19 protein-coding genes are annotated in these 20,910 nt (G+C 38.5%); 15 read left to right on the top strand and 4 right to left on the bottom strand.

Features of this window, described 5'->3' with window-relative positions; all coding sequences use genetic code 11:
- Positions 1-35 precede the first annotated feature (35 nt).
- The 7 genes from mscL to MTT29_RS09790 all read left to right on the top strand — a co-directional run bounded on the left by mscL (position 36) and on the right by MTT29_RS09790 (position 5,384).
- The gene (gene mscL / locus MTT29_RS09820; RefSeq protein ID WP_107856048.1) at positions 36-443 is read left to right on the top strand and encodes a large-conductance mechanosensitive channel protein MscL; all 408 of its coding nucleotides are present in this window, start codon (positions 36-38) and stop codon (positions 441-443) included.
- A gap of 99 nt (positions 444-542) precedes the next feature.
- The gene (locus MTT29_RS09815) at positions 543-1,181 is read left to right on the top strand and encodes a Crp/Fnr family transcriptional regulator (RefSeq protein ID WP_107805582.1); all 639 of its coding nucleotides are present in this window, start codon (positions 543-545) and stop codon (positions 1,179-1,181) included.
- Positions 1,182-1,301: 120 nt separating this feature from the next.
- The gene (locus MTT29_RS09810; protein ID WP_103603629.1) at positions 1,302-1,874 is read left to right on the top strand and encodes a cytochrome c3 family protein; all 573 of its coding nucleotides are present in this window, start codon (positions 1,302-1,304) and stop codon (positions 1,872-1,874) included.
- A gap of 9 nt (positions 1,875-1,883) precedes the next feature.
- A complete protein-coding gene (locus MTT29_RS09805; protein WP_429800527.1) occupies positions 1,884-3,251 on the top strand; it encodes a multiheme c-type cytochrome in 1,368 nt (455 codons plus the stop codon).
- Between the two features lie 588 nt (positions 3,252-3,839).
- Positions 3,840-4,181 carry a metallophosphoesterase gene (locus tag MTT29_RS09800; protein ID WP_429800526.1) on the top strand — a complete coding sequence of 114 codons (342 nt, stop codon included), beginning with the start codon at positions 3,840-3,842 and terminating at the stop codon, positions 4,179-4,181.
- 8 nt (positions 4,182-4,189) lie between these two features.
- A complete protein-coding gene (locus MTT29_RS09795; RefSeq protein WP_429800525.1) occupies positions 4,190-4,582 on the top strand; it encodes a hypothetical protein in 393 nt (130 codons plus the stop codon).
- Position 4,583: 1 nt separating this feature from the next.
- Positions 4,584-5,384, top strand: coding sequence for a phosphatidylserine decarboxylase (locus tag MTT29_RS09790; RefSeq protein WP_429800524.1), 801 nt, complete (start codon positions 4,584-4,586; stop codon positions 5,382-5,384).
- A gap of 404 nt (positions 5,385-5,788) precedes the next feature.
- On the opposite strand, the gene guaA is transcribed toward MTT29_RS09790, so the two are convergent.
- The 3 genes from guaA to MTT29_RS09775 form a co-directional block, all read right to left on the bottom strand.
- Complete coding sequence (gene guaA, locus MTT29_RS09785; RefSeq protein ID WP_429800523.1) at positions 5,789-7,321, bottom strand: glutamine-hydrolyzing GMP synthase; 1,533 nt, start codon at positions 7,319-7,321, stop codon at positions 5,789-5,791.
- 10 nt (positions 7,322-7,331) lie between these two features.
- Positions 7,332-8,720, bottom strand: coding sequence for a sodium:proton antiporter NhaD (nhaD, locus tag MTT29_RS09780; protein WP_429800522.1), 1,389 nt, complete (start codon positions 8,718-8,720; stop codon positions 7,332-7,334).
- 113 nt (positions 8,721-8,833) lie between these two features.
- Positions 8,834-9,001: an LptM family lipoprotein gene (locus MTT29_RS09775; protein WP_012001408.1), complete on the bottom strand. Its 168-nt coding sequence runs from the start codon at positions 8,999-9,001 to the stop codon at positions 8,834-8,836.
- A gap of 30 nt (positions 9,002-9,031) precedes the next feature.
- Between MTT29_RS09775 and MTT29_RS09770 the strand changes: the two genes are divergently transcribed.
- From MTT29_RS09770 to MTT29_RS09755, 4 genes are read left to right on the top strand one after another with little or no spacing between them, the layout of a single operon-like run.
- The gene (locus tag MTT29_RS09770; protein ID WP_021089660.1) at positions 9,032-9,484 is read left to right on the top strand and encodes a hypothetical protein; all 453 of its coding nucleotides are present in this window, start codon (positions 9,032-9,034) and stop codon (positions 9,482-9,484) included.
- Positions 9,478-11,295, top strand: coding sequence for an excinuclease ABC subunit UvrC (gene uvrC / locus MTT29_RS09765; RefSeq protein ID WP_429800521.1), 1,818 nt, complete (start codon positions 9,478-9,480; stop codon positions 11,293-11,295). Before MTT29_RS09770 ends, uvrC begins: the two co-directional genes overlap by 7 nt.
- The gene (locus tag MTT29_RS09760) at positions 11,292-12,026 is read left to right on the top strand and encodes a hypothetical protein (RefSeq protein WP_429800520.1); all 735 of its coding nucleotides are present in this window, start codon (positions 11,292-11,294) and stop codon (positions 12,024-12,026) included. The genes uvrC and MTT29_RS09760 overlap by 4 nt, the downstream gene beginning before the upstream one ends.
- Positions 12,016-14,895, top strand: a complete 2,880-nt coding sequence (locus MTT29_RS09755; protein WP_429800519.1) for a hypothetical protein — start codon at positions 12,016-12,018, stop codon at positions 14,893-14,895. Before MTT29_RS09760 ends, MTT29_RS09755 begins: the two co-directional genes overlap by 11 nt.
- A 56-nt stretch (positions 14,896-14,951) precedes the next feature.
- Here the strand turns inward: MTT29_RS09755 and MTT29_RS09750 are convergent, their stop codons facing one another.
- Positions 14,952-15,305 carry a histidine triad nucleotide-binding protein gene (locus tag MTT29_RS09750; RefSeq protein WP_004317216.1) on the bottom strand — a complete coding sequence of 118 codons (354 nt, stop codon included), beginning with the start codon at positions 15,303-15,305 and terminating at the stop codon, positions 14,952-14,954.
- 118 nt (positions 15,306-15,423) lie between these two features.
- On the opposite strand from MTT29_RS09750, the gene pheS reads away from it, so the two are divergent.
- The 4 genes from pheS to MTT29_RS09730 are packed head-to-tail and all read left to right on the top strand — an operon-like array spanning position 15,424 to position 20,840.
- Entirely contained in the window at positions 15,424-16,419 is a 996-nt protein-coding gene (gene pheS, locus MTT29_RS09745; RefSeq protein ID WP_429800518.1) for a phenylalanine--tRNA ligase subunit alpha, read from the top strand.
- The gene (pheT, locus tag MTT29_RS09740; protein WP_429800517.1) at positions 16,416-18,752 is read left to right on the top strand and encodes a phenylalanine--tRNA ligase subunit beta; all 2,337 of its coding nucleotides are present in this window, start codon (positions 16,416-16,418) and stop codon (positions 18,750-18,752) included. Before pheS ends, pheT begins: the two co-directional genes overlap by 4 nt.
- On the top strand, positions 18,749-20,035 hold the full coding sequence (gene aroA / locus MTT29_RS09735; protein WP_429800516.1) for a 3-phosphoshikimate 1-carboxyvinyltransferase: 1,287 nt from the start codon (positions 18,749-18,751) through the stop codon (positions 20,033-20,035). Before pheT ends, aroA begins: the two co-directional genes overlap by 4 nt.
- On the top strand, positions 20,016-20,840 hold the full coding sequence (locus tag MTT29_RS09730) for a 4-hydroxy-3-methylbut-2-enyl diphosphate reductase (RefSeq protein ID WP_429800515.1): 825 nt from the start codon (positions 20,016-20,018) through the stop codon (positions 20,838-20,840). Before aroA ends, MTT29_RS09730 begins: the two co-directional genes overlap by 20 nt.
- Positions 20,841-20,910: the final 70 nt, after the last annotated feature.

Raw genomic sequence — 20,910 nt, 5'->3', positions numbered from 1 at the left:
TCCGCACGAAAATCTAACTATCATAGGAGAAAACAATGAGTTTTATAAGCGAATTTAAAGAATTTGCGATGCGCGGAAATGTCATAGATATGGCAGTTGGTGTTGTTATCGGTGGGGCATTTGGAAAGATTGTCTCATCACTAGTTGGCGATATTATCATGCCAGTAGTTGGCGCTATAACAGGCGGTGTAAATTTCACTGATCTTAAGCTAACACTAAAAGAAGCAGTAGAAGGCGCGCCAGCTGTTACGATAAACTATGGCTCATTTATACAAACAATGGTTGATTTCTTAATCATTGCGTTTTGTATTTTTTGCGTCATCAAAGCTTTAAATACACTTAAAAATAAACTACCAAAAGAAGAAGAGGCAGCTCCTGCAGAGCCTGAAACTCCAGCTGATATAGCAATTCTGACTGAGATCAGAGATCTTCTTAAAAAATAAATTTTTTAATCAAAAGGGAGAAAGCTCCCTTTGAAATCCGTTAAATTTTGTCCTATTTTTTATGCTAAAATGCTTTTTTATCTTAAAAGCGAGTAAAATATGATAGAACAAATCCCATTTTTTCAAGGTCTTGACGCAGAGGACCTAGCCAAACTTGAAGCAATCAGTGTTGTTAAAAAATACAAAAAAGGCGAGTTTTTATTTATAGAGGGTGAGGAGCCAAAGTGGCTTACATTTTTGATAACTGGCTCGGTTAAACTTTATAAAACTACGGCAAATGGTAAGGAAATTTTTATCCATCAGCTTGCACCTATGAATTTTGTAGCTGAAGTCGTAAATTTTGAAAATATCCCTTATCCTGCAAGCGCCATTTTTACTATCTCTGGTGAAGTTTTAAAGATAAATTATGAAAAATTTGAAGCACAATTTTTAACAAAGCCAGAAATTTGCATGAAATTTCTAAAATCAATGGCTCAAAAGATAAGAATAACTACAAATTTACTTCATCAAGAGCTCATCTTAAGCTCTGAAGAGAAGGTTGCTAGGTTTATTTTAGATCATGAAGATCTATTTAATGAACTAAAGCATACAAAAATTTCATCAATACTCAATATGACTCCAGAAACTTTTTCGAGAATTTTAAATAAATTTAAAACAAATGGTTTGGTCAAACTTGATGAGAAGAACCAAATTCTAGAAAAAAATGTAGGTGGGCTACAAGAAATTTATTCTTATTGAAAGTTAATATCAAATAAATATTTTCATTTACTTAAAGAAAAAATTTATATATTTTTGGATAGTATTCGTCTAAAATTTTCGTAAAAATTTACGATATATTGATAAATTCAGGAGGAAATTTTGGCTGAAGTTAAGAAGAAATTTTTTGTTTGGTCATCTGTGATAATAGGCATCGTAATCGGCCTTATTGCTTCTATGGGCATAGCTGATGCACTTCACGCGACTGGTAGCGGCTACATCTGTACCATTTGTCACACGATGGATCCTATGAATGCTGCATATCATGAAGATGTACACGGCGGCAATAACAAGCTTGGCATAAAAGCTGAATGCTCAGCCTGTCACCTAAATCATACAAGTGCCTATACCTATGTGCTTACAAAACTTAAAGTATCGATAAATGATGGCTATAAGACATTTTTTACAGATACAGACAAGATCGACTGGCGTAAAAAACGCGAGCATGCATCTCACTTTGTCTATGATAGTGGTTGTATGACTTGCCACTCAAATTTAAAAAATGTTATTCAAGCTGGTAAATCATTTTTGCCACATAGAGATTATTTCGTTCTTGGAAATCCTAATAAAAAATCATGTGTTGATTGTCATGAGCACGTTGGTCACAAAAATTTAGGACTACAAATCGATAAATTTGAAGCAATTAAAAAACAAGAAAACAATAAAACCAAGTAAGGAGGAGAGATGTTTAAAAAGTCGCTAATGTTATTAGCCTGTCTAATGTCTTTTGGCTTTGCCGCAAACATGGATGCAAATAAATCTGACGCTTTAAACCTTAATGTTGTAAAAAACATTAAAGTTGCTCACAAAATGTCAGACTTATCAAAAAGCTGTGTTGAGTGCCACGCTAAAGAGACACCCGGCATAGTTGCCGATTGGAAAAATAGTCGCCACGCTCACGTTGGCGTAAGTTGTATGGATTGCCACTCTGTAAATGCAGATAATCCTATGGCTTCAGTTAAGGTGCATCCAAAAGATTCTAACAACCACGTTTCAATGCTAGTTAGCCCAAAAACTTGTGCTAAGTGTCACGAAAATGAGGTTGAAGAATCTGTTAAGAGTGGTCACGCAAGAGGTGCTATGCAAATGTATGCTAACCCTGCGATGGTAAAACTAATGTATCACTATGAAGGTATGGATCATCCAGAATACAAAATGGCTCCAGACGCTACTGGTTGTACACAGTGCCACGGAACCGTCATCAAACTAGACGCTGATCACAAACCTACAAAAGAGACTTGGCCAAACTACGGTATAGGTAATGTTTATCCTGATGGTGGCGTAGGCGAATGTAAATCATGCCACAGCGCACACACATTTAGCATAGCTGAAGCTAGAAAACCAGCTGCTTGTGCATCTTGCCACCTTGGACCTGATCACCCAGATATTGAGATATTCAACAACTCAATGCACGGACATATCTATAATAGCGAAGCTCACAAATGGAATTTTGATGCTGCTCCTGATACATGGGATGTACCAGACTTTAGAGCTCCAACTTGTGCAGCTTGCCACATGAGTGGTGTTGGTGAAACAACAACAACTCACAATGTTTCAAGAAGACTAAAATGGAACCTATGGGGCGTCAGCAGTAAGCTAAGAACAGCTGGTGATGAACAAGCTGCTGTTGTTTACGAAAAAACTGGCAAACTAACCATAGGAACACCTCTAGCAGGTCATCCAAATGGACCAGAAGCAGCAAGAGCTGAGATGAAGCTAGTTTGTAAAGTTTGCCATACATCAACTCATACAGATAACTTCTTCATTATGGGTGATAAGCAAGTAGAGCTTTATAACGTTTACAGTGCTGAAGCAACTAAGATGCTTGAAGAGTTGAAAGCTAAAAACCTACTACTAGAAGATGCTTGGTCAGATGAATTCCAAGATGTCTACTATCATATGTGGCACCATGAAGGTCGTCGTATGAGACAAGGCGCTCTAATGGGTGGTCCTGACTACTCACACTGGCATGGTGTATTCGAAGTTAAGAACGACATTAGAAAACTTCGCAAAATCTATAAAGAAAGAATTGAGTCTGGCAAAGTCCAGTAATTCTTTTTAAGGTGGGAGTTTTCCCACCTTTTTATTTTTAAATTCCAAATTTTATCTTTTAGTTATTATCCTAAGGCAAATATCTTTTAATAATTATTTTTGTAAATTTAAATTATAAAATCATACGGCTTAGCACTACAAATTGTTCTAAATAATTAATAAAATTTATAATGTAAATTTAAAAATATAAAATATAATCCTTGTTTTCAAGGAGATATTTTGGGACTTTTTCGGATTATTATTGGGGCATTTATCTTTAGTGTTTTTACAAATTTATACTCATATAAACGTTTTATAAAAAAGGTATCTTTTTTTACTCCACATCTTAAAAAAATTCGCATATTTTTCTATATTATTAGTGTGCTTGAGTTTGTATTTGTTCTTCAGCTAAGATTTTCTTTTTTAAATATAGAACTCTATCTGATAGCAGGAACGCTCATTGGCTTTTCTCTATTTTTATTTGGTGTTAGTTTATTTTATGATGTTGTTAGATCTATTTGCTCAAAAGCTAATTTTAATCCCACGAGACGAAAATTTATTAAATTTTGCTTTGATGTGACATTTGTCATTTTTGTAGTTGCTTGCTTTTTGAAAGGAATTTTTAACGCACTTACTCCGCCAAAGATCAGACAGATTAGTATAAAAATAAAAAATTTACAAAGTGATCTAAAAATAGCCATGATAACGGATGTGCACATTGGTGAGTTTTTGCAAAAGGATTTTGTGGCTGAGCTTGTAAAAGAGATAAATTTGGCTAGACCAGATATGGTTGTGATAGTTGGCGACTTGGTTGATATGAGAGCTGAGCTTATAGGGGATTTTTTAGATCCATTAAAAAATCTTAAAAGCACCTACGGCACCTTTTATGTCCCTGGCAATCACGAATACTACCACGGAGTTGATGGGATACTAGAAAAATTCGCGCTCTAGGCATTAGGGTGCTTGGCAATAAAAATGAAAAAATAGCTGGCATAAATTTAGCAGGGGTCTATGATCTAGCTGGCATAAGGTTTAAAAATTTAGAGCCAAATTTAGACGAAGCGCTAGCAGGATGTGACCCAAATTTGCCGATTATCCTACTATCTCATCAGCCAAAATTTATAAAAACTATGCAAAAAGATGTTGATCTAGTTCTTTGCGGACACACGCATGCTGGGCAAATTTTTCCTTTTAGTATCCTTGTTTTGCTGGATCAAGGTTTTTTACATGGGCTTTATAAGATTAATGATAAAATGCAAGCTTATGTTAGTAGCGGTGCAGGATTTTGGGGACCTCCGGTTAGGATCTTTGCTCCTAGTGAGATCGCTATTTTAAATTTAAGCAAGGACTAAAATGAACAAGGACAATCTCTTTTCTCAAATTTTTGGCAAGGTAGCAAAAATAAACTTTTTCAAGCCGCTTCAAGAGCTTATCAACTCCTTTTATGTAAAGCTATTTAAGATCGACATGAGCGAGTTTAAGCCAACAAGTGAGTATAAAAATTTAAACGAACTTTTCACCAGGGAGCTTTTGAAGCCAAGAGAATTTGACGCAGCAGATGAGATATTTATAAGTCCTGTTGATGGTACCTGCCTTAGCTTTGGTACCACAAAAGAGCTAGAAGCTTTTAGTATAAAAGGCATGAGCTACGGGTTAAAGGAGCTTTTAGGGCAGGGCGAGCTTGAAGGCGAGTTTGACTTTGCCAATATCTATCTTAGCCCAAAAGACTATCATCACTATCATGCACCTTGCGATATTACGATAAAAAAAGCGGTCTATATCCCTGGCAAGCTTTACAGTGTGGCGGTAAAATGGCTTGGCAAGGTCGATAGCCTTTATACTAAAAACGAACGTGTGGCGCTACTTTGTGAGATGAAAAATGGCAAAAAACTTTGGCTAGTTTTCGTGGGTGCGCTAAACGTTGGTAAGATGAAATTTTGCTTTGATGAGCGTATCCAGACAAATGCGATGGCAAATTTTACGCAAATTTATGAATATGAAAATTTACACATCAAAAAGGGCGAGCGTCTTGGAAATTTCGAGCTTGGCTCAACCATCGTCATACTTAGCGAAAAAGATGCGATCGAGTACAACCTCTTTGAAAACAAAGAGCTAAAATTTGCTGAAGCGATCGGCAGGATCAGAGAAATATAAATTTACAGCCAATTTTAAAACTTGGCTTTAAATTATTGATTAAAAACACTTGACATTTTGTAAAAATATATCAAATTAGAAAACATTCTTTGATATTGCATATTTTTTTAAGCGATATTTATAAGATTATGCAAAATGTTTTTAGCTTATAAATTTTCTATGACCGTCTAGACATCTGTAAATTTAATATTTTGCCTATATCTAACTGAAACTTTGTTGTGTAACTTTACTCTACATTTTTACTTTAAAATATAAAAAAGGTATAAATTCAAGTGCTCATTTTTCGTCTTTAAATATCTTATTGAAAGTATTTATTTAAAAGAGCTAATTTTATATTTTGATTTTAGGATTAAAGCTGGCGTAAGATATCATCTATCGACCAGCTTTATTTATTTAAGAGGTTCTTACTCCCACTCGATAGTTGCAGGTGGCTTGCTTGAGATGTCATAAACTACGCGGTTTATGCCGTTTACTTCGTTTATGATGCGGCGGCTTACGTTTTCAAGTAGGTCGTAAGGAAGCCTTGAAAAGCTTGCAGTCATGCCGTCGCTCGCGTCGACCACGCGCACACAAACAGCATTTTCATAGGTGCGATTATCGCCCATTACGCCAACAGAATTTACATTTAAAAGTACGCAGAATGCCTGCCAAGTTTTGTTATACCAGCCACTACTTTTTAATTCATCGCGCAAGATCACGTCGGCTTTGCGAAGTAGCTCAAGGCTTGGTTTATTCACCTCGCCCATGATGCGGATAGCAAGGCCAGGTCCTGGGAAAGGGTGGCGGAAGACTAGATCGCGGCTTAGTCCAAGCTCAAGTCCTAGCTTTCTAACCTCGTCTTTAAAAATTTCTCTTAAAGGCTCTATCAGCTCAAATGTCATCCAATCAGGCAAGCCACCAACGTTGTGGTGGCTCTTTATCGTCTTGCTTGAGCCAACGACTGAGCTTTCGATGATATCAGTATAAAGAGTGCCTTGAGCTAGAAATTTCACATCGCCATGCTTCTTAGCCTCTTTTTCAAAAATTTCTATAAATGTCTCGCCTATGATCTTGCGTTTTTTCTCAGGATCAACGACGCCGGCCAAGCGGCTAAGAAAGATCTCACTCGCGTCTATGCTAACTAGCTCAACACCAAGCTTGGTTCTAAATGTAGCTTCAACTTGCTCTTTTTCGTTTGTTCTAAGAAGTCCGTTATCGACAAAAACAAGGATCAAATTTTCAGGCACAGCAGCTGCTAAAAGTGCTGCAGTCACAGAGCTATCCACGCCACCACTAACTGCGCAAAGCACCTTGTGAGTGCCCACTGTTTTTCTGATCTCTTCTATCTTATTTTTAGCGAAGCTTCCCATGTTCCATGTGCTCTCGCAGCCACAGATATGTTTAGCAAAATTCTTTAAAATTTGCGTGCCATACTCGCTATGTTGCACCTCTGCATGAAACTGGATCGCATAAAATTTACGCTTATCATCGCCAAAAGCGCAATAAGGCGAATTTTCGCTAATCGCAATCGCCTCAAAGCCCTTTGGCAGGTCTTTTACATAGTCGCTATGGCTCATCCATACGATTTGTTTTGAAGGTGTATCTTTAAAAAGATCGTGCTCTTTTATGACGCTAAGTTCAGCCTTGCCGTACTCTTTGTGATCAGCTGCTAAAACCTCAGCACCATGTGTGTGAGCAAGTAGCTGCATGCCGTAGCAAACGCCAAGTATAGGGATATTTAGCTCAAAGACGCCGTTATCGCAAAAGTAGGCATCTTTAGCATAAACACTAGCTGGGCCACCACTTAGAATGATACCTTTTGGATCTTTCGCCTTTATATCGCTTAGTTTTGCGTTAAATGGCAAAATTTCAGTATAAACTCCCTCTTCTCTTAGCCTTCTAGCTATTAGCTGAGTATACTGCGAACCAAAGTCCAAAACTATAATCGTATTGTTCATTTATAACCTTTTAAAAGTAGATGTGAAAAATTTCAAACTGCACATACCAAACAATGAGTGATACGATGTATCCTAAAACTACCATCCATGCATATTTCATATGCGCACCAAAGGTATAAATTCCTTTTAATTTACCCATTACTCCAACGCCAGCTGCTGAGCCAAAGCTGATCATCGAACCACCGATACCAGCTGTAAGTGTCACTAGTAGCCACTGACTCATAGCCTCGCCCGCATCAGCTCCCATAGCTGGATTTGCTTTTAGCACAGCTGACATAACAGGGACGTTATCAACGACTGCTGAAAGGAAGCCAACACCGATATTTACAGGTGTTGAGCCAAATTTATCATAAAGTGACACAGCGTAATTTAAAAATCCAGCAAAGTGAAGAGCGCCAACTGCAGCTAAAATTCCAAAGAAGAAAAATAGCGTGTTGTTCTCGATCTTTGACATATAGTGAAAGACATTCATAGGCTCTTCGTCTTTGTGAGCTTTTTTGAAATAATATGTATAAAGGCTAAGTAGCGAGAAGCCAAACATCATGCCCCACATCGCTGGTAAATGAAACAACTGATGCATCATAACAGCACAAAAGATGGTAAATGCACCTATGAAGATAACCGCTTTACCGCCTTTTTTCATAACCACTTTTGGCTCATTTGCCACGTCAAAATGAGGCGCAGTATTTGGCACGATGCGTGAAAGTAAAAACGCTGTCACAAACCAGCCGATAAATGAAGCTGGGAAAAGTGCGAAAAAGTCTAAAAATGGTGACTTGCCAGCTGCCCAAACCATAAGTGTAGTGATATCGCCAAATGGACTCCACGCTCCGCCTGCATTTGCTGCTACGACGATGTTTATCGCACCTGCGACTAAGAAATTTGTATTATTTCTATCTATCGTTAAAAGAACAGTTGATAGGATAAGCGCTGTTGTTAGGTTATCAGCCACTGGGCTAATGAAAAATGCCAAAATTCCAGTTAGCCAAAATAGCTTTCTGTAAGTGTAGCCTTTTGAAACTAGGTTGTATTTAAGTGCGTTAAATACATCTCTTTCAACAAGTGCTTCGATAAATGTCATCGCTACCATTAAGAAAAATACGATCTGAGCTATCTCTAAGATCAGGTGATTTACCTCATTTTCTAGCGAATGCACATCCATGCCGTTTATAAGCATATAAACGCCGATTAGCAAAAACATAAAAGTGCCGATAAAAATGGCAGGTTTTGCCTTGTCGATGTGAAAATTCTCTTCTGCTGCTATGAAAAAGTATCCAACAACAAAAATGATAAGCGATAAAATTCCCGCCCATGTAGTAGTTAAGTCAATAGCCGCAGCTTCTCCGTCAGCACCAAAGGCTAAAGCAAAAAACAAACTTAGAAGTCCAAATAACCTCATATACTCTCCTTGTAAGATAAAAATTTGCGTATTTTACTTAAATGAGCCTAAAATTTAGGTTAGTTAAATTTATTAAGCTTGCATTACATTTTTATCTTACGCCAAATTTAAGATCAAATTTTATTGATCTTGTCAGTTTTTTTCTCTTTTACGGGTGCATCGCCATAAAATGGATCGTCCTTGTAGCCGCAACCACTAAGTGCAAAAAGAGCGAAAATTAAAATAAAAGATGATAAGATTGCCTTATGAAAGACGCCAAATTTATGATAGATGCTATCCACGAAAATCCTTTGTATAAAGAAAAATTAAGCATGGCAGACGAGTGCCAAGAGCTTCTTCGCCTCATGGGTAAAGCAAAGCGATTTTACATAGCTTTTTGCTACGTTAGAGAAGGCATTTTAACCTTCGTTCTCACTCATCCCTCAGGGCTTTTGGAGCTTAGACGTGATAGTAGTATAAATGATATAAAAGGGTTATTAAAAACCTTTTGCAAATTTAATAAAAATAGCATTTTTGCAAGCGTCATCGAGCCAAAACCTCTTAGCGAGATCAACTATATAAAAAATAAAAAAGAAGAAAATATAAGATTTATCGTGAGCAAATATCTAAAATTTTTCACGCCACAACCTACTCAAAGGTCAAATTTCATCACTCCAGCAAGCAAGGGCGAGTTTAAAAATTTAGCCACAAATGAGCAAATTTATAAGAAATTTGAAGAGCTAAGAGAAATTTTGTTAAAGAAAAACGAGCAGGCAAGATGCTAATAGACGAGATAAGAACGCTTCCAAACGAGCCTGGCGTATATCAATATTTTGACGCTCAAAACAGACTTTTATATGTCGGCAAGGCCAAAATTTTAAAAAACAGGGTCAAAAGCTACTTTAAATTTACCCCAAGCCTAGCTCCAGCTGAAAAGCTAAGCCCAAGAATTTCAAAGATGATAAGCGAGGCGGTGCATCTTGAATACATCGTCACACCAAGCGAGGCAGACGCGCTCATACTTGAAAATTCATTTATCAAACAGCTTAAGCCAAAATACAACATCTTGCTTCGTGACGACAAGACCTACCCTTATATCTTTATAAATTTAAACGATGAATTCCCTAGATTTGAGATCACCAGAAAGGTGGTAAAAGGCTCAAATATACGCTATTTTGGGCCATATTTTAGTGGAGCAGGAGAGCTTCTTGAAGCGCTTTATCTAAATTTCAACCTAGTTCAGAAAAAGTCCTGCATCAAAGGCAAAAAAGCTTGCCTATTTTACCAGCTAAAACGCTGCTACGCCCCATGTGAGGGTAAAATTTCAAAAGAGAGCTACGCCAAAATAGTCGCTGACGCCACAGCCGCTTTGCAAAATCCAAATTTGCTAATTGCCCGCCTTGAAGAGCTCATGCTAAACTACGCTAAGGCCGAGGACTACGAGCAAGCAGCCGCGACTAGAGATAAGATGCAAACGCTTAAAAATATGCAAACAAAGGTTGAAGTTGATCTAGCTAAGCTTGAAGACTTTGAGGCCTACTCAGTCGCTTGCGTGCATGATATGATCTGCGCGGTGAGATTTAGCGTGCAAAGTGGCAAGATAACAGGCGTAAAAACCGATATCACGCAGGCTAAAAACGCTCAAAGTGACGAGATAAACGAGGCTTATAAGCAGGCCATTTTAAAAAGCTTTATCGCTGGTCAGCCAATAATTAGCACCAAAATTTACGTCAATGAAAACTTTGAAGATAGCGAGCTGGTGGAGGAAATTTTAAACGAGAGATTTGGGCGTAAATTTAGCATCACTTGCCCCAAAATAGGCGACAAGCGTAAAATTTGCGAGATAGCTACAAAAAATTCTGAAGTTAGCATCGAAAAATACCTAAAAACGCACGATAATGAGCTATTAAACGAGATAAAAGAGTATTTTAATCTAGCTCACACGCCTTACGTGGTCGAGGCTTACGACAACTCGCACCTTTTTGGCGAGGCAAGTGTGGGGGCGATGGTGCGCTATGAGCATGGCGAGTGGGCGAAGCAAAACTACCGCCACATGCACCTAAATTCCAAAAACGACTACGATCAGATGAGAGAGAGCCTAACTGCCAGAGCGCTTAGGTTTGACAAGCTTAGCCCGCCTGATCTTTGGGTTATTGACGGCGGCGAGGAGCTTTTAAGCTTAGCCTGCGAAATTTTAGCAAGCAGCGGCGCAAACGTCGATGTGATCGCTATCTCAAAAGAAAAAATAGACGCCAAAGCTCACCGCGCAAAGGGCGAGGCAAAGGATAAAATTTATACAAAAAATGGCAGTTTTAGCCTAAGCACGAGCGATAAAAAGCTGCAGTTTTTCCAAAAGATGCGCGATGAGAGCCATAGATTTGTCATCAGTTTTCACAGAAAAACAAGGCAGAAAAACGATATGCAAAGATCAGTGCTAAGACAAGCTGGCGTTTCTGAGGGCAGTATCGCGAAATTAATCAGCTTTTACGGAAGTTTTGATAAAATCAGCGAAGCAAATTTAGACGAAGTGGCAAAAATAACAAACAAAAGCGTAGCAGCAAAGCTTTTAACGCTCAAAGAAGGAAATTTGAAGTGATAATATACGACAAAAACGGTCAAATTTTAGCGATGGGAGATATCTCTCTTGGTCTGCTTGAATTTAAAGATATAAGGGAGTTTTTAAGCGAGCATAAAGACATTGACGAGCTAGTTTTAGACTACAAAGAGTCTGGAGTTTTTATAGATTATCTAGCAAAAAGGCCAAATTTAAGAGTAAATTTAAAGACTAAAAACGGCAAAATTTTAAATGCGACGCTTAAATTTTCAAAGATCAGCTCAGTAAAAAACGAAGAGTATTTTGAGCTTTTAATCCTCGATCAAACAGAAATTTACAGCCAAAACCAGCAAGCTGCGATGAAAGCAAAGACAAAGCTTCGCTTGCCAAATTTAAAGGTAGATGAAAAAGAGCTTTTAAACAAAGAAGAAGAGGTTTTAAACGAGAGCTGGTTTAGCGAGACGGCTAGCTTTTTAAATTTAAGCAAAAGCGAGTTTGCGACCTACCTTGGTATATTTTTAAGCAAGGCAAAAGACAAGATGATCTTTATCCAAAGTGCGGTGCAAGCAAGAGATACTAAATTTTTAGAAGAGAGCATAAAGATATTAAAAGAGCCGGCTCTAAATTTAAAGATCACTCCGCTTGTGGCAAATTTCGATGCGCTACTTACCAGACCAAACAAAATGAAAAAGATCGCTCATATCAATGAAAGACTAGGCGAAATAAGCACGCTTTGCAATAAATTTTCAAAAAGGCTTGGCCATGAAGGTTAGTAAATTTTTGGTTCTTTTGCCGATATTTTTGGCGGCTTTCGCTTGCTTTTACAATGGCGCGCTCTACTTTGATAAATTTAGGATCTCTTATGGCATAAATAGCGAGGTAAAAAGAGAAAGTTTGATAAGAAAAACCTTAGATGCGATCGTTTCAGAAAGAATTGCTTACGAAAGATATGAAAAAACTAGGTCGCCACAAGACGAGACGGCTTTAAGAGAGGCAAATGCTGCTAAGAATTTAGTTGTAAAAAGTTTATCAAACACTCTTTCTAACACACCAGATGATAAAAGGATAAGAGATAGGCTAAATGAGGTTTTAAAAAACGCAAATGCAAGTTGGGAGAGCTCTAATCTCTCGTTTCTTAGATTTGTTGAGTTAGCAAATTCTGCTGTTGAAAGTGGGCAAGTAGTGTTTAGAGATGTTGCTTTAGATATTGATATGAAGCGTTATATACTCTCTTTACTCAGAACCTATCAGCTGCTTCAAAACGTAAATATCACAAAAGAGCATATCTTGGCTGTGCTTATGGGCAAAGAAAAAATCACCGAAAGTTCGTTAAAACAATCTCTAAATAGCCTTAAATACAATGATATAAATGCAAATTTACTCCCAAATGGCGATATAAAAGACAACATAATAAGAGATATAGATAGGCTTGACAATATAGAGACCTCTCAGGGCTATGACGAGATCCGCTTGAAGCTAAGGCTAAACAATGAGCTAACACGTGATGAAATTTTGCAGATATATACCTTTGAAGGCAATAGAGCCAAGCTCTTTAGCAAGATAGCAAATGTCTTAAGTGACGAGCTAAAGAGCCTAAATGACAACTTTAGAGTAAAGGTGTTTTGTCTAACGCTTTTGATGTTTTTTCTTTCGCTTTGGCTCTTTTATGCTGGCTATAAAACATACATCTGGCTAAAAGATCTAGAAAATTTAAACCAAAAAATGAAGCTTATAAGAGATGAGATTTTAAAAAGAGGGGATAGAAATCCACAAAATTTAATAGAAAATTTCATAACCCTATATAAAGAGCTACTTCAAAAGTATGAACAAGAAAGAAGCTTTGCTGCGATAAAAGATAGACTGCTTGTTAGGCTAAGTAAGAAATTTTATCAAGCAAAAGAGCAGATCTTTAGCTCGGTCGCTACCCTAAAAAAAGATGAAAATGTGGTAAAAAATGAGCTTCTTTTTGAAAATTTAGAAAAAAATAGCCAAATAATCGCGCTAAATTATAGCAATATAAAAGGCTTGCTTGATAGCAAAAATGGTGAAGTTGGACTAAATTTAAAGCCATTTAACCCACAAATTTTATTTTCAAACATACTTGAAGCGCAGATACCTTTTACGCAAGAGAAAAAGCTAAATTTCTTAACCTATCTTGACGCAAACATTAGCGACGAGCTAGAGGGAGATAGCGAGAAGATAAGCGTTGTATTTGGCTCTATCATGCAAGCTATCGTGACAAAATGCGATAAATTTGCCAACTTGATAGTGGAGATAAAAAATGTCAGCGACGCTCTTAGCCAAAGTGGTCTTTTGTTCATCGAAACAAAGATAAGGACAAATCAAATTTTCATAAATGAAGAGCAGATAAAGGCTTTAAGCGCAGAAGATGAAAGCGAGATAAACGATGAAGAGAGCGAGTTTTATCTCAGACTTGCTAGCTTTTATCTAGGGCTTTTTAACTCAAACCTTGATATAAGCACGCTTGGCGGAGCTGGCAATGAGTTTAAATTTATCCTTAGTCTAAAAAAGGTGCAAAAACTGCAAAATTTCAGCCTAAATCACGAGCTAAGGATCGCGTATCTGCCTGATATAAATGCAAAATACAATGAATTTTTCGCAGCCACTTTAGAAGATATGGGACTTAGGTTTCAAAATATCATCTCAAACAACCAAGCACTAGCGAAAAACTACGACATCGTCTTTGCAAGGCAGAGTGCGAGTAAAAATATAAATATAAAAAATGCGGTCTTGCTAAAAGATCCGCTCACACCACTTAGCGTTGCACGGCTTGTCTATATGGAGAAGAACAAGGGCGAGAGCTTGGCTGAAGAGAAAGTGCTCTTTTTGCTATGTGATAAAAATCCGCTTAGTCTTGAGATGTTTTCGCGTGCTTTTAGCTTTTTAGACTGCGAAGTCATAGGCGTTAGCAGCCACAAAGAGCTTAAACAAGCGCTGCTTTTAAATAGATTTAACGCGGTCTTTATCGATGCTTCATTTTTTGAAAATGGCGTGGCAAATTTCGTAAAAGAGATAAGATCGCTTCAAGAAGAGAAGATAAATTTGGTCGCCGTGGTCTCAAATACCTCAAACATCCCTGAAAGAGAGCTGCTGCCAGCTTTTGATGAGAAGATCAGAAAGCCTTTTAGCAAAGATGAGCTAAATCAAATTTTGCCTAAATTTATAAAAAACTATAAGCCAAGTAAAGAAAATAGATACTTTAGCAAAAATGAAAATATAGTGATTTACAAGAGCACGAAGCTTGAAAATAAGATATTTGCTGGCGCTCTTGGCGAGTTTCAAAACACGCTTGAGGTCGCAAATAGCTTTAGCGAGCTTTTGATAAAGATAAAGACGAAACCTTGCTCGCTAGCACTTGTGGATGAAGCAGCGGAGGGCTTTGATATAAAAGAGCTTTTAGCTACGATATCTGAGCTTAGAGCTGGGCTAAAGCTAGATGCTAGAGTGCTTCTTTTTAGCAACAACTTAGAGCTTAAAAATCAAAAAGAGTATATAAAAATCCTATCTCCAAGTGTGAGCAAGATAGAGCTTACAAACTTCGTAAAATCAGAGCTTGGCGAGATAAATTCGACCCAAAATGAACTAAAGAATAACTTTAAGTTTATAAAATTTAAGGTTTGAGCATTTGAAGTAGAAATTTAAAGAATTTAGACTCAAAAAGAGTCTAAATTTTATTTTTAAAATGTGCTTTGTGGATCAGCTACGCCTTCGCTCCAGCCAAGTTTTGCGCCAGCAAGCAGGTGAAAGTGTAGGTGCATGACCTCTTGACCGCCGTTTTCGCCGCAGTTTGTTATGAGGCGGTAACCGCTCTTATCAACGCCCATTAAGCTCGCCACTTCTTGGATAAATTTAGTCATCTCACCCATCAAAACTGGATCCATCTCTTGGAAGTTTTTGTAGTGTTTTTTAGGGATGATGAGGATGTGGATCGGCGCTTTTGGGTTGATGTCGTTAAAAGCTAGAAATTTCTCGCTTTCAAGCACTTTGTTACAAGGAATTTCACCAGCAACAATCTTTTCAAATATGGTCATTTTAGCTCCTTTGAAAGTTTGAGAAATTATATCAAAGTGTGCTTAAATTTCGCGCTTTTTATCTTGATTTTAACTCTTTTTCTATAAAATCGATGCAAAAATTCATAAAGGTAAAAAATTGCAAGATTTCATTAACAAAATCAAAAATGAAATTTCAACTCTTGATGATCTTGAGAAGGTCAGGGTAGAAATTTTTGGCAAAAAGGGCATCTTGGCGCAAGGTTTTGCAAAGCTAAAAGAGCTTGGCGAGGATGAAAAAAAGGAATTTGCAGCAAATTTAAATAAGCAAAGAGATGAGCTAAGCGCGCTTATAGAAGCTAAAAAGGCCGAGCTTAGAGAGCAAGAGATAGATAATAAGATGAAAAAAGAGGCCGCTGATATCACGCTCTTTAACGAGCCTGTTGCTAGCGGGGCGCTACACCCTGTAATGGCCACGATGGATAAGATAATCGAGTACTTTTTAGCTCTAAATTTCTCGCTCGAGACTGGGCCGCTTATAGAAGATGATTTTCACAACTTTGAGGCGCTAAATTTACCAAAATACCACCCAGCAAGGGATATGCAAGATACATTTTACCTAGATGATTTTAGACTTTTAAGGACGCATACGAGCCCAGTTCAGGTGCGAACTATGTTAAATCAAAAGCCACCTATCCGCATGATAGCGCCAGGCACGGTCTTTAGACGAGATATGGACTTAACGCATACACCGATGTTTCACCAGGTAGAAGGCCTTGTGGTGGAGGACACTGAGAAAGTTAGCTTTGCAAATTTAAAATCAATGCTTGAGGGCTTTTTAAAGCACATGTTTGGCGACGTTGAAGTGCGTTTTCGCCCTAGCTTCTTTCCATTTACGGAGCCTAGCGCAGAGGTTGATATTAGTTGTATATTTTGCCATGGCAAGGGCTGCAGGGTGTGCAAGCAGACTACTTGGCTTGAGGTGCTTGGATGTGGCGTTGTTGATCCAAATGTATTTAAGGCGGTTGGCTATAAAAATGTAAGTGGATATGCCTTTGGCCTTGGCGTTGAGAGATTTGCGATGTTGCTTCATAGAGTGCCTGATCTAAGGTCACTTTTTGAGGGAGATTTAAGATTGTTGGAGCAGTTTAAATGATAATTTCAAAGCATTGGTTAAACGAGTGGATCGACCTTAGCGAGGTTAGCGGCGAGACACTTTCAAAGACATTAAACTCTATCGGATTAGAAGTTGATAGCTATAAAGAGATAAATTTACCAAAGAGCATCGTAGTTGGCTATGTAAAAAGTAGAGAAAAGCACCCAGACGCCGATAAGCTAAGCGTTTGTCAGGTTGATGTTGGCAGCGAAACGCTTCAGATCGTGTGCGGGGCTAAAAACGTCGAGGCTGGTCAGTTTGTGCCAGTCGCGCTCATTGGCACGACGATGCCAAATGGTCTTGAGATCAAAAAGGCAAAGCTAAGAGGCATCGAGTCATGCGGTATGATCTGCTCTTCAGCTGAGCTAGGGCTACCTAAGACAAATGACGGTATATTGCCACTTGATGAGAGTATCGGCAAGCTAAAACTTGGCACAAGTCTTGGTGAATTTGAAGCGTTTAAAGATGTGATCATCGAGGTCGATGTCACAGCAAACAGGGGTGACTGCCAAAATTTACACGGCATCGCAAGAGAAATTTGCACCGCGCTTGATCTAAATATGAAAGATAGCCACGAAAATGAAGATAGCGAAAATTTACTAGGCATCGGCAGGATCGCGTCTGTGCGAACCGAAGATAAGGTAAATGGCTCGTTTTTGTATAAAGCATTTGAGCTAAAAAAAGCATTAAGTGAAAATTTATTAACTCGCTTGCGCCTAGCTCTTATCGAGTGCCAAAAGACAAATTTAGTAGAAAGACTGCTTGAATACGCGACATTTTGCACGGGCGTTTTATTTAGAGCTTATGATCACACTAAGCTTGTAGGCGAGGGCGAAAAAGCTGTTTTTGACATCAAAAACGGCGAAAATGGCGAGTGCGTGGTCTTTTGCGAGGATAAAAATTTAGGTGTTGCTGGAATTTACCAAAGCGATGAGGCTAGGGTCGATGAGGGCTCAAAGGTGATCTTGGTAGAGGCTAGCTACGTAAAACCAGATGTTGTCTCAAAAGCCATTTTTGAAAATAAAAATTTACCAAAAGGCGATCAGGTTTATCGCTCAAGCCGTGGTAGCGAGCCAAATTTAGCTTATGGGGCGGACTATCTTTTTAAAAGGCTAGCTGGCTTTAAAGATAGCCTAAGCCTTTTTGCAGGCTCACAGCAATCACTTCTAAACACCGAGCCTATCACGCTTAGCATCTCACTTGGCGAGCTTAAAAATATGATCGGACAAGAGGTTGCAAGAAACGATGTCGTTAAAATTTTAAAGAAACTTGGCTTTGAGATCGCGGTAAATGTTGAGCAAGAGAGCTTTAATGTAAAAGTGCCGCTATTTCGCCACGACATCGTAAATTCTCATGATATCTGCGAGGAGATCGTGAGGATAATAGGCATCGACAATATCGCCTCAACGCCATTAAATTTCGCAGAGAAAAATAGGCTAAATAAGACATATTTTGACTATAAAAATGCTTTAAATTTAAGGCGTCGTGCAGCCGATAATGGCTTTTTTGAAAGCGTGCACTACGTATTTGACAGCCTTGATGAGCTAAGTGAGCTAAATTTCAAACCTTGCAAGATCAAGATACTAAATCCTATAAACAACGAGCTAAACACGCTTAGGCCAGCACTTGTTAATCACCTTCTAAGCTCGAGCGAAAAAAATATCAAAAACTCAAAGCGCTCAGTTAGACTTTTTGAGCTTGGCGAAGTTTTTGACGAAAATGCAAACCAAGGCTTAAATTTAGGCTTTGTCGTATCAGGTCTTTTAAAAGAGCCAACACTGATAAACGGCGCAAAGGGCGAGGAGGCAAATTTCTACGCATTTGCAGCAATGGTGCAAAATGTAATAGGTAAATTTGAGCTAAAACCTTGCCGAGAGATCTCATATCTTAGTCCATACGAGCAGGCACACATCTATCAAAATGGCGAAAAGATCGGCTATATCGGCAGAGTTGATGCGAGAGTAGAGGCAAAAAGAGATCTGCCAAAAACTTATGTTTGTGAGATTGATTTTGCAAAGCTTAAATTTGAGCCAATCCTTGCAGTGCCATACTCAAAATTTCAAAGCACTACAAGGGATCTTAGCCTCATCGTGCCTGAAAATTTCGAGGCTGGACGAATTTATGAGTGCATAAGAGGGCTAAATTTAAAAGAGTTAAAAGAGTTCTTGCCGGTTGATATCTATAAAGATGCGAAACTAAACGGCGCGATCAGTCTTAGCCTTAAATTTACATTCCAAGATATGGAAAAAACGCTTGAAGATGACGATATAAACGCACTTATGGATAAAATTTTAAGCGAGCTAAAAGAGAAACTAAATATCGGAATAAGATGAGAATTTATCCATTAGACAAAAGTCTAAATTTAACTATCGACGAGATCGCAGCTGACAAGTCTATCTCGCATAGATGTGTGATCTTTTCGCTTTTAAGCGACAAGCCATCTTGCGTTAGAAACTACCTAAGAGCAGGCGATACGCTAAATACCTTAAAAATAGTCGAGCTACTTGGCGCAAAGATCGAAGATAACGGAGCTGAGATAATAATCACTCCACCACAAAAGATAAAAGAGCCAAATGAAATTTTAGAGTGTGGCAACTCTGGCACAGCGATGAGGCTTTTTATGGGGTTACTAGCCGCACAGGATGGCTTTTTTGTATTAAGTGGCGATAAATATTTAAATTCTCGTCCGATGGCAAGAATAGCAAAGCCTCTAAATGAGATGGGTGCAAAGATAGATGGCGCAAATAATGCAAACAACGCTCCTCTTTGCATAAGAGGGACTAAATTTGAAAGGTTTAGTTTTGAGAGCAAGATCGCTTCAGCTCAGGTAAAAAGTGCGCTTTTGCTAGCAGCTCTTTATTCAAATGGCTGTAAATTTAGCGAGCCAGAGCTAAGCAGAGACCACACTGAGCGTATGCTTGCAGGCATGGGAGCTGATATAAAGCGTGATGGCTTAGATATCACTCTAGAGCCTATGAAATCGCCACTTGCGCCACTTGATATAGATGTGCCAAATGACCCAAGTTCGGCATTTTTCTTTGCGGTCGCAGCTCTAATCATCCCAAATTCGCATATTATTTTAAAAAATATATTGCTAAATAAAACTCGCATCGAAGCTTACAGGGTTTTAGAAAAAATGGGAGCTGAGATAAAATTTCATAAAACTTCAAGCAAATACGAAGATATCGGCGACATCGAGGTTAAGTACTCGCCAAATTTAAAAGGCGTAGAGGTTAGCGAAAATATCTCGTGGCTCATCGACGAAGCCCCAGCTTTAGCCATTGCATTTGCATGCGCCAAGGGCCAAAGTAAGCTAACAAACGCAAAAGAGCTTCGTGTAAAAGAGAGCGACAGGATAGCTGTCACGATAAATGCGCTAAAGCAGTGCGGCGTCGATGCTAGCGAGCTTGAAGATGGCTTTATCATAAATGGCTCTGAGGCGAAATTTGCCACTATTGATAGCCACGGAGATCACAGGATCGCCATGAGCTTTGCCATACTTGGACTAAAATGTGGCATGCAGATAGAAAAGAGCGAATTTATCGCCACTTCGTTTCCAAATTTTGCTGAAATTTTAAAGAAAATGGGAGCTAGAGTTGAAGATCGAGCTTGCTAGTAGTTATGGATTTTGCTTTGGCGTAAAAAGAGCGATAAAGATAGCTGAAAACGCTGGAGATGCCGCAACTATCGGCCCGCTCATACATAACAATGAAGAGATAAATAGGCTTGAGAAAAACTACAATGTAAAGACGCTTGAGGGCATAGATGAGCTAAAAGATGAGAAAAAGGCGATCATCCGCACTCACGGCATCACAAAAAACGACCTTGCGGAGCTAAAAAAGACTGATATAAAAGTGATCGACGCAACCTGCCCATTTGTGACAAAGCCACAACAAATTTGCGAAAAAATGAGCGAAGAGGGCTATGATGTGGTGATCTTTGGTGACGTGCACCACCCAGAGGTAAAAGGGGTGAAGTCATATGCCAAGGGCAACGTCTACGTCGTGCTTGAAGAGAGCGAGCTAGAGGGCGTTAAATTTAAGCAAAAGGTCGCGCTCGTTAGCCAAACTACTAGAAAAGTTGAGAAATTTATGCAGATCGCAAACTATCTCATGCTTCATGTAAAAGAGCTGCGCGTTTTTAATACGATCTGCAACGCGACATTTGAAAACCAAGAGGCTGCTAAAAATTTAGCCAAGCGAGCTGACGTGATGATAATAATCGGTGGTAAAAACAGCTCAAACACAAAACAACTCTACCTAATATCTAAAAATTTCTGCGAAGATAGTTATCTTATAGAAAGTGAAGAAGAGCTTGATGGATCATGGTTTGAGGGCAAAAATTTGTGTGGCATAAGTGCAGGGGCTAGCACACCTGACTGGATCATACAAAAAGTCGTCGATAGAATCAAAAAAGTATAAAATTTATCCTAGCTAAAGCCACAATTAACTATAATAAGCCAATTTGCCTCTACTGGCATAATAAAATTTA

Origin of the sequence: Campylobacter concisus, assembly GCF_050447485.1 — a bacterium.
GTDB lineage: Bacteria > Campylobacterota > Campylobacteria > Campylobacterales > Campylobacteraceae > Campylobacter_A > Campylobacter_A concisus_BQ.
The sequence above is the reverse complement of the archived record's forward strand: the minus strand, read 5'-3'. Positions and strand labels throughout refer to the sequence as shown.